Here is a 14,901-nt window from a genome sequence, read left to right as displayed (position 1 = left end):
AGCGCTTCGCTCATGCATGGTTGGCTGAGGCGGCAGAACGCATCGGACTGGTGCGGAGCGTTTGAATTGCCCCGAATCAGTGCTAACGTTACGGGTCTCAGTTTTGAGTGCACTGAATATGTGCATAATGATGCGATTTCGATCAGTAAGCCCCTTGAAGGGTAGTGGTGCTTCCCCGAAAAAGCGCGCAGCTTCAACCGCTTAGCGCAACAATGGTGCACTTGGCATGGAAGCTGCTTTTGACTCTACTGATGGTTTCGAATCGGTCAGGCGGCGAATTGATGTTCGTCGACTTTTGTTAATCAGGAGATAAGTAATGAGCAAATCCGTGGCCGACGTCATGCAACTCGTCAAGGACGAGGACGTCAAGTTTGTCGACTTCCGTTTCACCGACACGCGCGGTAAAGAACAACACGTTTCGGTGCCGGTCTCGGCATTCGACGAAGACAAATTTGAAAGCGGCCACGCTTTCGACGGTTCGTCTATCGCCGGCTGGAAGGGCATCGAAGCGTCGGACATGCTGCTGATCCCGGATGCGGATACTGCGTTCATCGACCCGTTCTATGAAGAGTCGACGCTCGTGATGTCCTGCGACGTGGTGGAACCGGCAGATGGCAAAGGCTATGAACGCGATCCGCGCTCGCTCGCGAAGCGTGCTGAAGCGTATCTGAAGAGCTCGGGTCTGGGCGACGCCGCTTTCTTCGGTCCGGAACCGGAATTCTTCATTTTCGACTCGGTTCGCTGGAGCGCAGATCAGTCGGGCTGTTTCGTCAAGATTGGCTCGGAAGAAGCGCCGTGGTCGTCGTCGATGGAATTCGAAGGCGGCAACACGGGTCACCGTCCGGGTACGAAGGGCGGTTATTTCCCGGTGGCGCCGGTCGACACGTTCCAGGACATCCGTTCGGAAATGTGCCTGTTGCTCGAACAGATCGGCATTCCGGTCGAAGTGCACCACCACGAAGTGGCGGGCCAAGGCCAGAACGAAATCGGCACGAAGTTCTCGACGCTGGTTCAACGCGCCGACTGGACGCAACAACTGAAGTACATCGTTCATAACGTGGCACACACGTATGGCAAGACGGCGACGTTCATGCCGAAGCCGGTCGTGGGCGACAACGGCTCGGGCATGCACGTTCACCAGTCGATCTGGAAGGACGGCAAGAACCTGTTCGCCGGCGACGGATATGCAGGCCTGTCAGAATTCGCGTTGTTCTACATCGGCGGCATCATCAAGCATGCTCGCGCGCTGAACGCGATCACGAATCCGTCGACGAACTCGTACAAGCGTCTCGTGCCGCACTTCGAAGCACCGGTCAAGCTGGCTTACTCGGCGAAGAACCGTTCGGCTTCGATCCGCATTCCGCACGTGTCGAACCCGAAGGGCCGCCGTATCGAAACGCGTTTCCCGGATCCGATGGCGAACCCGTACCTGTGCTTCTCGGCGCTGATGATGGCCGGTCTGGATGGCGTGCAGAACAAGATCCACCCGGGCGAAGCCGCTGACAAGAACCTGTACGACTTGCCGCCGGAAGAGGATGCAAAGATCCCGACCGTGTGTGCCGGCCTCGACGAAGCGCTGGACGCGCTTAACGCTGACCGTGAGTTCCTGACGGTCGGCGGTGTGTTCACCGATTCCATGCTCGACGCGTATATCGAACTGAAGACGAATGAACTGCAGCGCTATCGCCAGGCTGTGCATCCGATCGAGTTCGAAATGTACTACTCGCTGTAAAGCGCGTTGCATGGCGCGCGCGCTTCTTCGTTCGCTGTCTTGCGGAGAAGTGCGTCGCCTGACGCGAAGCAGGAGTGTCGAGTGATCGAAAAGGGACGGCGTGCCGTCCCTTTTTTTAATCGCCGACACTTCTCCTGACAAGTTTCAAGACGGGGTCTCACTGCACGATGGTTCTCAAGAATCTCATCAAGGCGAGAAAGAGTCCTCCCGACAACTCGTTGTCCGACGACGCCGCGCTCGTCGCTACGCATTTGCTGCCGGGCATGGAAGCGCTGCCCACGGTCGTGCTTGTGCTCGACAAGTTGAGCCTCAAGATCGCGTTCGCGAATCCGTCGGCGGAAGCCATGCTGGAGCGCTCGCGCAAGCAACTGGCTCAAACCTCATGGCCTGAACTGTTCGCCAATGCGGACGAACTGGTGACGACCATTGCGTCGATTGCCGATCATCGTTTCAACGCAACACATCTCGACGCCGTGCTCGAACGTCCCGGCCGCGAGCCGTTGCATGTTCACGCGATTGTTGCGTATCTGGAAGTCGCACCGAATTACGTGCTGCTCGAACTATTTGAGAACGAGCGGCATTTGAAGACCGACCGCGAAGAGCGCATTCACGATCTGACCGCGGTCAACAAGCAGCTGATTCGTAACCTCGCGCATGAAATCAAGAATCCGCTTGGCGGCATTCGAGGCGCAGCGCAACTGCTCGAGTTCGAGTTGGGCGCGCGTGAACGCGACGAGTTGCGCGAATACACGCAGGTGATCATCAAGGAATCGGATCGACTGCAAACCCTGGTAGACAGGTTGCTCGAGCCGCACCGGCATCCGCATATTGTTGGAGACGTGAATATTCACGAAGTATGCGAACGCGTGCGCGCCGTGATTCTCGCGGAGTTTCCGCGTGGCCTCACGCTCGATCGCGATTACGACGTGAGCGTACCCGACTTGCGCGGCGATAAAGAGCAGCTTATCCAGGCATTGCTCAACATCGTGCGTAACGCGGCGGAAGCGCTGCGCGAACGCATTTCACAAGGCGATGCGCGTATCGAGTTGCGTACCCGTATTGCGCGCAAAGTGACGATTGGCAAGCGCCTGCACAAACTGGCACTGGACTTGCATATCACTGACAACGGTCCCGGAATCCCGGAAGAGATACGCGACCGGATTTTCTATCCGCTTGTGTCCGGGCGGGAAGATGGGAGTGGACTGGGTCTTACGCTCGCGCAGACGTTCGTGCAGCAGCACGATGGGTTGATCGAAGTGGAAAGCAAGCCCGGTTGTACCGAGTTCACCATCTTGTTGCCGTTCGGCGGCTGATCGGACGCCGATGAAGGATCGAAGTACCGAAGCATGGAGTCAAGGTTAAGGATCGATCACGAGGGTTCATCGACATTTTGAAAAGCGCTAGTACGCCTGACCGTTTCGACGGGCTTATACCGAACCACACGAAGACATCTCGCCGAACTATATGAAGCCGATCTGGATAGTAGACGACGACCAATCCATCCGCTGGGTGCTTGAAAAAGCGCTCGCAAGAGAGAACTTCGCCACGCGCAGTTTTTCCGGCGTCCGCGACGCGCTTATAGCGCTTGAACAGGAAAGTCCGCAAGTGCTTGTGTCCGACATCCGCATGCCGGGAGGTTCGGGACTTGAATTGTTGCAAACTGTGCGCGATAAGCTGCCCGGTTTGCCGGTCATCATCATGACGGCGTTCTCCGATCTCGACAGCGCCGTGGCTGCGTTCCAGGGCGGTGCGTTCGAATACCTGGCAAAGCCGTTCGATGTCGACAAGGCCGTTGAATTGATCCGCCGCGCCGTCGATGAAAGCATGCGCGGTGAAGCGGCCTACGACAATAGCGTCACCGAAACGCCTGAGATGCTTGGCCAGGCGCCGGCGATGCAGGACATGTTTCGCGCGATCGGCCGTCTGTCACATTCCGCCGCCACCGTGCTCATCACGGGCGAATCAGGCACCGGAAAGGAGCTTGTCGCGCGTGCGCTGCACCGCCATAGCCCGCGCGCGAATGGGCCGTTCATTGCGTTGAACACTGCTGCGATTCCGAAGGATCTGCTTGAGTCCGAGTTGTTCGGCCACGAGCGCGGCGCGTTTACGGGTGCGCAGGCGATGCGGCAGGGGCGGTTCGAGCAAGCTGAAAACGGTACGTTGTTTCTCGATGAAATCGGCGATATGCCGTTTGATTTGCAGACGCGTCTGTTGCGTGTGTTATCCGATGGGCAGTTTTATCGCGTGGGTGGCCACAACCCGTTGAAGGCGAACGTTCGGGTGATCGCGGCGACGCATCAGAACCTTGAATCACGCGTGCGGCAAGGGTTGTTTCGAGAGGATTTGTATCACCGGCTGAACGTGATTCGCTTGCGTCTACCCGCGTTGCGCGAGCGTAGTGAAGACATTCCGTTGCTCACGCGGCATTTCCTGCAGAAAAGCGCGCGCGATCTTGGTGTCGAGCCGAAGCGCGTATCGGAAGATGCGCTTGGTTTTTTGGCATCGCTGCCGTTTCCTGGCAATGTACGGCAACTCGAAAACCTGTGTAACTGGCTGACCGTGATGGCGCCGGCGCAGACGATCGAGCAAAAGGATTTGCCGCCGGATCTCACGCCGACTCAGGAATACGCGGGTGAGAGCACTGCGTTGACCGCCTCGGCGGCGGAAATTGGCGGCGGGTCGAACGCGGCCCTATCTGGTGGTGTCGGCGGTTTGCCTGCATCGCTTGGTACGCCGCCTGCCGGCGTTCCCGCGAGCGTGTGGGAAAACGGCCTGCGGACCGAGGTTGCGCGATTGCTTCGTGAAAATACCGCCGATGTCATGGACGAACTCGCGCGGCGCTTTGAAGCTGCGGTGATTCGCGAGGCGCTCGACTTCACGCGCGGCCGGAAAGTGGAAGCGGCCGAGCGGCTAGGGATCGGCCGCAATACGATCACACGCAAGATTCAGGAGTTGCACCTGGACGCCTGATGCGGGTAGTGGAGGGCGTCTGCCGACGCCCTCGCGGCGGTTCTTCGGCTGCGTTTATGGGCGGATCTGATAGCGAGCTTCTCGCCTCAAGTTCCGAATGAGACATAACGCAGCCGCCTGGCGCTTGGCACAGCTTCCGCGTTAACGCTGCGCTGCCAGAGCACTCCCTATTCAGTTAATAGTCGCGATTACCGGCGCGTGATCCGACGGTTGTTCCCACTTTCTCGGCACTTTGTCCACTTCGCAAGCTGTGCATCGTGCGGCGAGTTCTGCCGTGACCAGAATGTGATCGATGCGCAGTCCCGCGTTACGACGGAACCCGAGCATCCGATAGTCCCACCAGGTGTAAAGCTTCTCCGTCTGCTCGAACATGCGGAAGGTGTCGGTGAGACCTAGTTCGATCAACTGCACGAAATGCGCGCGTTCTTCGGGCGAGACGAGGTTCTGGCCTTCCCACGCTTTCGGGTCGTGGACGTCGCGATCTTCCGGCGCGATGTTGTAGTCACCGAGCAGCGCGAGTTGCGGATACGTCTTCATCTCGCCCTCGATCCAGTCCCGCAGCGCCTCGAGCCAGCGCATCTTGTACGCGAATTTTTCCGTGCCCGGAGCCTGGCCGTTGGGAAAATACGCCGAGATGATTCGCACGCCCTCGACCGTCGCGGCAATCACGCGTTGCTGCGGATCTTCGAACGCCGGGATATTGCGCACGACCGTGGTTTCGTCGACCGTCAGGCTGTCGCGTACCAGAATACCGACGCCGTTGTAGGTCTTCTGACCGGCGAACCAGCTTCGGTAGCCGACGGCCGCGAGTTCAGCGACGGGGAATTTGTCGTCGGTGAGCTTGAGCTCCTGCAAGCACAACACGTCGACGCCGCTTGTTGCCAGCCAGTCGATCACATGCTGTTGGCGGACCTTGAGGGAGTTGACGTTCCAGGTGGCAATCTTCATGGATTTTACTCATCCTTACTGGGTAAGGCTTTTCGGGCCACTTACCCCATCATTTTCAGTGTGGCTACCAGCCTAGCTACCATGATTTGGGGTGGTAGCGACCACCCGTTGCCGGTGCACTAGCGAGAGTTTAGCCGGTCGTGCAGGAGGCGGGCGTATTAGGCCGCAGAACGTGGCGCCACGGCGTCTGGAGGCCAGAGAGAGTTAAGACGCGGGTGCTACTAACTCAAGCGGCCGAGGCCGGGCTGTTTAGAGGGCACCTATCCTATCCAAGCACCAGGAATGGCACCGGGCCTACTCAAGGGGATCTTGGTCGCAGCGGACTGGTCCCGAGCGCACAGTTCTAGTTCAAAAATTGACGAAGATCCTCGACCAACCTTTCCATTTCAGTCTTGTATTTCGCGCATAAATGATCGAATAGCTGAATCGGTGAGTAAAGTTTCGATATCTTCAGTGCGTGGAACAGGCCTTTTCCGTCTGCCTTGCTTACGTCTCCTTTCCAATCCTCTGGCAATTTTGATAGCTTTCCGTCGTTATATTCAATAAATACTTCCTTTTCGACGCTAGGAAAAGGAATGAAAAAAATATCGTTTATGTTTCTTGTATATCGCTCGTTTCTCTGATCACCATCAAGGACGCTGATTACCCTTTCGGTTTCTGGAAAGAATCGTTCGTCAATATTGCGCGTCATGAGGTCGACTGTGTTCGATCCGCCGCCAATATGAATGATCTTGAAAGAAAAAAATGTGAGAGGAATATACTTTGCGATGATATGTTCCAGAAACATCTTTAGCGTCATATCTTCGGTCAAAATATAACGGTCCCAACCCGAAAAACCGAACAATAGGCTTCTCACGAAATTGTACGACGCATTGCGATGTTGAACGATACCCGCCGCGTTTTCGAGATAAAGAAGCTCGGCCGGTTCCATCATTCGCATCATCGCTAGCGAATGCGTAGTGAATACAATATTGACCGTATATTTTTCACAGAATTTTCTGAGATTTCGCACAAGATGGACTTGCGCTGCGGCATCCAAGGATATGTCGATCTCATCGATCACAATCAGCTTCTTTCTATTCCGGATTTTTCGATAGAGGCTAATGACGAAATACTCGCCCGAGCTAAAGTAATCCTCTCGAATGTAGCGACTGTTTGCCTTGATAAGACAGAAGTAAAAGCGGCCTTTTATTTCGATCTCTCTCAAATCGTCAAATCTGCGATCGCCATAAATATCTGACAAAAACTCAATCAGTTCATCGGGCTTTTTGTAGATTTCAAGGACGATGTTCTGTCGTATTTCCGCGTCGTTGTTACTTATTGTTCGGAAGTAATTGAAACGCTCGCCATGCGGCATCGGTAGTTCGACCTCAATCTCGTCCCGAATTTCAGGTGGGATGGCCGATCTGCTGTTGAGGCCGCGAATTTTAGGGTCGTAATTGAATACAAACGTATGCTCTCCATATCGGTAAACGATGCGACTGCTTGCCGAAAAGATGCTTTCGTCCGACGTTATTTTATAAGTATCAGAAACGCGAAGATTCCGCAAAGCCTTAACAATTGACGTTTTCCCAACACCGTTCCGACCGACTATGCAGAAAAGCTGACAGCCATCAAAAGGAATGGCGAGGCAAGCACTTTTGATGTGCTGGACATTTTCTATTTGGAGAAACAGATCCATCGTTAATTACCCTTTTCTCGATTCTGATTTTTTGGGCTGATGAATTAACGTGTCGATAACGGTGACGCCATACTTTCGCCTGAGTTTGTCCAAGTACGACTGATCGACCGTGTTCGCGTAATTTAAAAAACCTGATAGGGTCTCGTAGCTTCCATCTAGGTCGGACTTGGTTAAGTCGAACAAGGCCGATTGATTATTTACGTATAGATGCAGCAAAGTCTCAATTCGGTTTTTAATTTTCGAGTCAAGCGTTACTTGTCCATTTGGCAAAATCACCATGCCGAGGATTTTTATTTTTCTACCCGTGCTACTTATCTTCGTTTTGTGCTCGTTGAATTGCATGTTGGGAAATCCGTGGGCTGACAGGATATCTCTTAACGCATCGTCTAGCGCGAATAGTGGCTCTTTTTCGCTCGATGAAATCGTGATATCGTCTGAATAGCGGGTATATACCAGATTCTTATGCGAGCAATAAGCGGCCAGAGAGTCGTCGAAGGGAAGCAGCGCGGTGTTGCTTATGGCGGGGGAGGTTGCAAAGCCGAGCGGGAGCTTTCCCTCCATTGTAACCAACTCGACGATCCTGTCGATGAATTCGCCCATATCCGAAACCGGGGTTTGCTCTTCCCCGCGCAGGATGCAGCGCCTAACAATATCCACGGTGATGCTGTCAAAAAAGTTCGAAATGTCCGTCTGATAAAAATGTTTACTGTTGCGATGTTTTCGTACGGCAGCCGTGACATTTGTGCCCTTTCGATAGGAAAAGACAACGTCTTCGTTTATCGGTAAATAATTGAACACAAATAGATTTAAGAAGGAGTGGTATTTTTTTAATACCTTGTCTGGAACAAAAACCAGACGTTCCTTGGTAGAGTCATTAGTGACTGTCTTACTTGATACGCGACGGATAATGTCGCCCGTCGCAAAATCTGCGAAGTCTTGTTTATTGTGATACATCGCATCAAACAGTATTTGCAATGGCTTTTTGGTCATTTTTATCGGGACATCACTAATAAGTCGATTCGCGTAATTTTTGACTATAGATTAATTTTTCTATAATCAGAATGCCGGGTGCGTGTTGATAAAAGGCTAACATGTAGCAACATAACATGATTTTGGCCCTTAAATCGATAACCTGAACGTGTGGCCAAACTGGCGACGTCATGGAGATTTGCCCGCGAACGAAACGCATACGAAATGGGCGATCCCTTAATTTAAGGAATCGCCCACACGTAACTGGATGCAGACCGGGTAGAGGCCAGACGTTTGACCGGAGGATACTCCTGGTCGCTGGCGTGAGTGCATTGTATGCCTCGCGCACGCCTAGAGCAACAAAGTTGAGTTCATGTCGTCTCTGGCGCAGAGCATGTGGTTGCTGCCTAGCTCGCCACGTTGCCGGCCACAAGAGCATTAAGACTCTCTGCGGTGATGCCGCTCGACCGCTCGCCGATCTTAACTAGCTTGAGCTTGCTGCTGTTCACAAGCCGATAGACGGTAGTGCGTGAGACGCTGAGTTGCTCCATAACGGCATGGACGCGATAAAGTTTCGTGGGTGTGGTCTGGGTGACAGTGGTGGATGTTATTTTCAGCTCCGTGGTGGTTTGGCCAGGGAAGCTATCGTATTCAGTCGGCCAAGCGGCCGACAACCGAAATTTTGGATCTATCGTACAAACGCTTCTGATACGCCCTGAAACGTTTGGGGGTTGACAACGAAGGGGTGGTAAGCCCTTCGTTGTCTGTGCTTAGACGATCTCTGCGCCAGCGAACACGTACTGGTTCTGTGATGATCTGTAGGCACGAGCACTAAGCCGTTTGTTGGTCTTTCGGCGTTATAGGCCCGATTGATTGAAGCGTGGGCGCAGCTTACCTGAGCCACCGGCCTTAGGTCCTCAAGGCGAAGGGCGTCAGTGATGGACCGGCACGGCGACAAGTTTCACCCCCAACGCAGCGGCCACTTTCTGGATGGTCTCAAATCGGGGTTTCGCCCCCTCAGCCAGCGACTTGTACAGGCTTTCGCGTTGCACACCCGCTTCGGAGGCAACTTTCGACATGCCGCGTGCTTTCACAACATCGGCAAGAGCCGACAGGAGAATGTCGGAGTTCCCCGAGGCAAGCGCCTCGTTCAGATAGGCCGCGATGGCCTCTTCGCTATCGAGATAGTCGGATGCGTCGAAAGTTGAAATGTGAGTTGAGTTCATTTCCGTTCCTGTCTGATTCGCTGCCACATGGCCTTCGCTCGGGCGATATCCGATATCTGCCCTTGCTTGCTTCCGCCGGCCAACAATAGATAAACCGTCAAGCCGTCACGCACGTAATACACACGATAGCCCGCGCCTGTGTGAATCCGCATTTCCCACACGCTGCCGCCGACGTCATGGCAATCGCCGAAATTTCCCAACGCGGCGCGTTTGATCCGGATCAAGATGGCGGCTCTTGCTAACACATCAGTCACGCCCAACAGCCAAGCCGAAAAGTCGTGCGTTTGATTGATTGTGTTCGTCATGCGTGTGGATCCCAGATAACGTTAAGTGGGATGCCTTGGTAAAGTGTATCCCACTGGATACGAAAACTCAAGGCATCGATTGAATGTAGTGATCTGATCTTGCTCACTCGGGAATCGGCATCGGAGTGATTTGAGCGTAGTGACGAAAGCCAACCATCGGGAAAGTGGAGTGGTCACTGTGATCGGTCGCCCAAGTTTGCTGTAGTCGACCAAATGGCTAACGTGGCCAGCACTCCGGAAATCGAGCTTTCTGTCCCGCTACAATCATCGAAACACTTGGCGAAGGGACAACCTCATGGACCTGATCATTCGACGCGCGGCGCTCGCGGATTCCCGCGATCTGGTGGACATCGGCATCGAAGGCGGGCGTTTCACCGCGATCGAACCGCAGCTCGCCGCGACCGCGCCGGAGGAAATCGATGCCGCGGGTTCTCTTGTCAGCGCGCCGTTCGTCGATGCGCATTTCCACATGGATGCCACGCTGTCCTACGGTTTGCCGCGGGTGAACGTGTCGGGAACGCTGCTGGAAGGGATCGCGTTATGGGGTGAGCTGAAGCCCGAGCTGACACAGGACGCACTGGTCGACCGGGCGATGCAATATTGCGACTGGGCCGTCGCGCGTGGCCTGCTCGCGATTCGATCTCACGTGGATGTCTGCGATCCGCGTCTGCTCGCCGTGGAGGCGTTGCTGGAAGTGAAGCGCCGTGTGAAGCCGTATCTGGACTTGCAACTCGTTGCGTTCCCGCAGGACGGCGTTTTGCGGAGCAACGGCGCGTTCGAGAACCTGAAGCGCGCGATATCAATGGGCGTCGATGTAGTCGGCGGCATTCCGCATTTCGAACGCACGATGGCCGATGGCGCCGAGTCCGTGCGCCTTCTTTGCGAGTTCGCGGCGCAGAAGGGACTGCGCGTGGACATGCATTGCGACGAATCCGACGATCCAATGTCGCGCCATATAGAAACCTTGGCGTCGGAGACCCATCGGCTGGGTCTGCAGGGACGCGTCACGGGTTCGCACCTGACGTCGATGCATTCCATGGACAACTACTACGTGAGCAAGCTGATCCCGTTGATTCGCGACTCCGGCGTGGCCGCGATCGCGAATCCGCTGATCAACATCACGCTTCAGGGTCGCGCCGATACCTACCCCAAGCGCCGAGGCATGACGCGCGTGCCGGAGTTGATGGCAGCAGGGGTCGACGTAGCGTTCGGCCACGACTGCGTGATGGACCCGTGGTACAGCCTGGGCTCTGGCGACATGCTGGAAGTGGCGCACATGGGTTTGCACGTCGCGCAGATGACGGGTATTGATGCAATGCGTGCCGCGTTCGAAGCGGTGACGACGACGCCGGCGAAAATCCTGGGTATCGAAGGGTACGGGATTGCCGTGGGCAACAACGCGGATTGCGTGATACTGGACGCGCGCGACCCGGTTGAAGCGATTCGCTTGCGGGCGACGCGAATAGCGGTGCTTCGCCGCGGCAAGGTGGTCAGCCGCGCGCCGGCGATGCGGGCGCAACTCAGTCTGGAAGGGCGGCCGGAGGAAGTGAATTTCCGGCTGGATCGGTAAGTCGAGACCCTTCTAAATAAAGCACATAAAAAAACCGTTCCAACGCGAGTTGGAACGGTCTTCTTCAATCATTCAAACAGCGTCGCCGCTTTCATAACCTCAATGCGCCGTCTCCGGCGACATACCGTTGTGCCGCAACAGCGCATCGATATTCGGTTCCCGTCCGCGGAATGCCTTGAACGAGTCCATCGCTGGCCGGCTGCCGCCTACTTCAAGAATCTCGCGCCGGTACCGAATGCCCGTTGTCGCATCAAGCACTGATCCACCACCTAGCTTCGCGGCCTCTTCGAACGCGGCATACGCATCCGCCGACAGCACTTCCGCCCACTTGTAGCTGTAATACCCCGCGGCATACCCGCCGGCGAAAATGTGCGTGAAAGTATTGGTCCAACGGGAGAAAGGCGCTTGCGGCACGACGTGGAACCGCTCGTTGATCTCACGTGCGAAGTCGTTGACGTTCGTCGCGCCGGCCGGATCGTAGTCGCTATGAAGCTGGATATCGAACATGGAGAGCACGATCTGGCGCAACGTGCCCAGACCGCTCTGGAAGTTCTTCGCGGCGAGCATCTTGTCGAAGAGTTCGCGCGGCAGCGTGGCGCCCGTGTCCACGTGAGCGGACATGTCGGTGAGTACGTCCCACTCCCAGCAGAAGTTCTCCATGAACTGCGACGGCAGTTCGACCGCATCCCATTCCACGCCGTTAATACCCGATACCCCAAGTTCATCGACACGCGTCAGCATGTGATGCAAGCCGTGTCCGAATTCGTGGAACAGGGTGATGACTTCGTCGTGGGTAAAACACGCTGGCTTGCCGCCAACGGGCGCGGAGAAGTTGCACGTCAGATACGCGACGGGCGTCTGAACGCCGCCTTCACGGCGTTTGTGCCGCGAGCGGGCGTCGTCCATCCAGGCGCCGCCGCGTTTGCCTTCGCGCGCATACAGGTCCAGATAGAACTGCGCGACAAGCGAACCGTCCTTGTTTTCGACGCGGAAAAAGCGCACTTCCGGATTCCAGACGGCGGCTTCATCGCGGCGGATACTCACGCCGAACAGCGTCTCCGTGACCTTGAACAAACCCTTCAGCACGGCCTCTTGCGGGAAATACTGCTTCACTTCGTTTTCCGAGAACGAATAACGCTGCTGGCGCAGGCGCTCCGCGGCGAAGGTCGAGTCCCACGGCTGCAATTCCGGCATGCCGAGCTCGGTCGCGGCGAACGCGCGCAACTCCATCCAGTCCTTCTCGGCGTGTGGGCGTGCACGCACAGCCAGGTCCTCAAGGAACGCAACCACCTGTTCCGGCGATTCCGCCATCTTCGGCGCAAGAGACACCTCAGCGAAGTTCTGGTAGCCGAGCGCGTGGGCTTCTTCGGCACGCAGCTTCAACTGCTCGACGACATTCGCCGTGTTGTCCCATTCGGGCTTGCCGTTGCCGTAGTTCGCACCCAGTTCGGACGCCCGCGTCACATAGGCGCGATACATCGCTTCACGCAGCGGTCGATGCTCCGCGTACTGCATCACGGGGAAATACGAAGGGAAATGCAGCGTGAACTTCCAGCCCTCACTGCTTTCTTTCTGCGCGGCTTCGCGTGCCGCTTCGATCACGTCTTCCGGCAAACCGGCGAGTTCGCTTTCCTTGGTGACGACATACGAAAACGCATTCGTGGCATCGAGGACATGGTCGGAGAATGCCTTCGATAACGCCGCCTGTTCTTCCTGAACGCGCGCAAACCGGGGCTTTTTATCTTCGGGCAATTCGGCGCCCGACAAACGGAAACCGCGCAACTCGTTGCTGAGCATTTTCTTCTGCTCAACTGAAAGCGATGCGTGTTCTTCGCTCGCCGCAATCGCCTTGTATTTCTCATAGAGCGCCAGGTTCTGCCCGACGCTCGCTGAGAACTCCGTCACGCGCGGCAAATTCTCGGCGTGGGCGGCGCGTAATTCGGGAGTATCGGCGACGGCATTCAGGTGGCCGATCACGCCCCACGCACGCGACAGGCGTTCGCTCGCGCGCTCCACGCTTTCCACGATGTCTCGCCACGTAGCCGGGGTCTCAGGCGCGCTGGCGTGATCGACGGCGGCTTTTGCATCGGCGAGCAGGACGTCGAGCGCGGGCGTCACGTGTTCCGGCTTGATGTCGTTGAAACGGGGCAGGTCGGAGAAGTCGAGCAGGGGGTTGCCCTGAGCTTGGGTCTGAGCTTGATTCGCGATATTCGATGGTGTCGAACTGGACATGACTCTCCCGGTCTCGGATAAAAATGGATGCGACGATGAACGTGACGCCGCGCCTGACACAGCGCGCGATTTCGACGATTGGCCTATTCACTATTGTGGGGACGCTTCCGCCGATTCTCAAATCGATTCTGGCTAACGCGGCGATTTACCCGATCGGCGTGCCGGCTGTGCGTGTTGGTGCGGCAAGCGGGCGGCCGGTGCGCCCATCATGCATGTAAGCGCTGAAGGGCGTTGCCCCAACGCTTTAATCCCGATCCTGCTGCATCGCGCGTTCGGCCGCTTCGATGGTATTCACCAGCAGCATGGTTATGGTCATTGGCCCGACGCCGCCCGGCACGGGTGTGATGAAACCGGCCACCTCCTTCACGCCCGCGAAATCCACGTCGCCGCAGAGTTTGCCGTTCTCGTCGCGATTCATGCCTACGTCGATCACGGTTGCGCCGGGTTTGACCATGTCGGCGGTCAGGATATTGCGCCGGCCGGTTGCCGCGACGACCACATCCGCGTTGCGCGTCAGCGCGGCCAGATCGCGCGTTTTGCTGTGCGTGATGGTGACCGTGGCGCCGGCTTCGAGCAGCAGCATGGCCATTGGCTTGCCGACGATGTTCGAGCGTCCGATCACGACTGCATTCGCGCCTTCCAGCGGGATGCCATGCGCTTCGAACATCTTCATCACGCCGTAGGGCGTGCACGGGCGAAACAGCGGTTTGCCGGTCATCAGCGCGCCCGCGTTTTCGACGTTGAAACCATCTACGTCCTTGGCCGGCGCGATGGCTTCGATGACCTTGTGGCTATCGATATGTTTCGGTAACGGAAGTTGAACCAGGATGCCGTGCACGTTCGGATCGTTGTTCAGGTCGTCGAGCCGCGTCAGCAATTCGCTTTCGGTGAGCGTGGACGGGAAACGATCGAATACGGAATGCAAGCCGTTGTCCTGACAGGCTTTTACCTTGTTGCGGACGTAGACCTCGCTGGCCGGATTTTCACCGACGAGAATGACTGCCAGGCCGGGTTGCTGGCCACGGGCGGTCAGGGCGGCGGCACGTACGGCTACATCGGCGCGAAGGGTCTTGGAGAGGGCATTGCCGTCGATGATTTGGGCGGTCATAGGAGGTCTGGGCGGAGAACAAGTCCGCTGCTTTTCTTGAGGGCGCAGGGTCGCAAGGGGCCTATTGCGCCAGTGCGGCGCGGCGTTGCGGTGAGTTTTTGATTATACCGGACGCGGGTGCGGCGGGCGGCGCGGCGCTCGGGACGATGGCCGGTTTGGG

The 14,901-nt window shown here is 56.5% G+C and carries 11 protein-coding genes; 4 read left to right on the top strand and 7 right to left on the bottom strand.

The features are described from left to right. The first annotated feature begins 316 nt into the window (after window positions 1-316). From glnA to ntrC, 3 genes are all read left to right on the top strand, one after another. A complete protein-coding gene (gene glnA, locus HB376_RS09480; RefSeq protein WP_213763361.1) occupies window positions 317-1,732 on the top strand; it encodes a type I glutamate--ammonia ligase in 1,416 nt (471 codons plus the stop codon). A 167-nt stretch (window positions 1,733-1,899) separates the two neighbouring features. Beyond that, window positions 1,900-3,045, top strand: coding sequence for a nitrogen regulation protein NR(II) (glnL, locus tag HB376_RS09475; protein WP_213763359.1), 1,146 nt, complete (start codon window positions 1,900-1,902; stop codon window positions 3,043-3,045). A gap of 151 nt (window positions 3,046-3,196) precedes the next feature. Then, window positions 3,197-4,702, top strand: coding sequence for a nitrogen regulation protein NR(I) (ntrC, locus tag HB376_RS09470; RefSeq protein ID WP_213763357.1), 1,506 nt, complete (start codon window positions 3,197-3,199; stop codon window positions 4,700-4,702). A gap of 171 nt (window positions 4,703-4,873) precedes the next feature. On the opposite strand, the gene xth is transcribed toward ntrC, so the two are convergent. The 5 genes from xth to HB376_RS09445 form a co-directional block, all read right to left on the bottom strand. Further along, the gene (gene xth / locus HB376_RS09465; RefSeq protein WP_213763355.1) at window positions 4,874-5,650 is read right to left on the bottom strand and encodes an exodeoxyribonuclease III; all 777 of its coding nucleotides are present in this window, start codon (window positions 5,648-5,650) and stop codon (window positions 4,874-4,876) included. A 343-nt stretch (window positions 5,651-5,993) separates the two neighbouring features. Further along, window positions 5,994-7,331, bottom strand: coding sequence for an AAA family ATPase (locus HB376_RS09460; RefSeq protein ID WP_213763353.1), 1,338 nt, complete (start codon window positions 7,329-7,331; stop codon window positions 5,994-5,996). Window positions 7,332-7,337: 6 nt separating this feature from the next. Beyond that, the gene (locus HB376_RS09455; RefSeq protein WP_213763351.1) at window positions 7,338-8,321 is read right to left on the bottom strand and encodes a reverse transcriptase domain-containing protein; all 984 of its coding nucleotides are present in this window, start codon (window positions 8,319-8,321) and stop codon (window positions 7,338-7,340) included. 911 nt (window positions 8,322-9,232) lie between these two features. Then, window positions 9,233-9,526, bottom strand: a complete 294-nt coding sequence (locus HB376_RS09450) for an addiction module antidote protein (RefSeq protein ID WP_213763349.1) — start codon at window positions 9,524-9,526, stop codon at window positions 9,233-9,235. Further along, window positions 9,523-9,831 (bottom strand): type II toxin-antitoxin system RelE/ParE family toxin, encoded by a 309-nt coding sequence (locus tag HB376_RS09445; RefSeq protein WP_213763347.1) that lies wholly within the window; start codon window positions 9,829-9,831, stop codon window positions 9,523-9,525. Before HB376_RS09445 ends, HB376_RS09450 begins: the two co-directional genes overlap by 4 nt. 295 nt (window positions 9,832-10,126) lie before the next feature. Here HB376_RS09445 and HB376_RS09440 point away from each other — a divergent pair, with 295 nt between their 5' ends. After that, on the top strand, window positions 10,127-11,401 hold the full coding sequence (locus tag HB376_RS09440) for an amidohydrolase family protein (RefSeq protein WP_213763345.1): 1,275 nt from the start codon (window positions 10,127-10,129) through the stop codon (window positions 11,399-11,401). A gap of 99 nt (window positions 11,402-11,500) precedes the next feature. Here the strand turns inward: HB376_RS09440 and HB376_RS09435 are convergent, their stop codons facing one another. Both HB376_RS09435 and folD read right to left on the bottom strand, forming a co-directional pair. Continuing rightward, window positions 11,501-13,633 (bottom strand): M3 family metallopeptidase, encoded by a 2,133-nt coding sequence (locus HB376_RS09435; protein ID WP_213763344.1) that lies wholly within the window; start codon window positions 13,631-13,633, stop codon window positions 11,501-11,503. Window positions 13,634-13,877: 244 nt separating this feature from the next. Then, window positions 13,878-14,741, bottom strand: a complete 864-nt coding sequence (gene folD, locus HB376_RS09430) for a bifunctional methylenetetrahydrofolate dehydrogenase/methenyltetrahydrofolate cyclohydrolase FolD (protein ID WP_213763342.1) — start codon at window positions 14,739-14,741, stop codon at window positions 13,878-13,880. Window positions 14,742-14,901: the final 160 nt, after the last annotated feature.

The sequence above is a fragment of the Caballeronia sp. dw_19 genome, assembly GCF_018449515.1.
In the GTDB taxonomy this organism is placed as follows: domain Bacteria; phylum Pseudomonadota; class Gammaproteobacteria; order Burkholderiales; family Burkholderiaceae; genus Caballeronia.
This window is presented reverse-complemented; position numbering and strand designations above follow the sequence as displayed.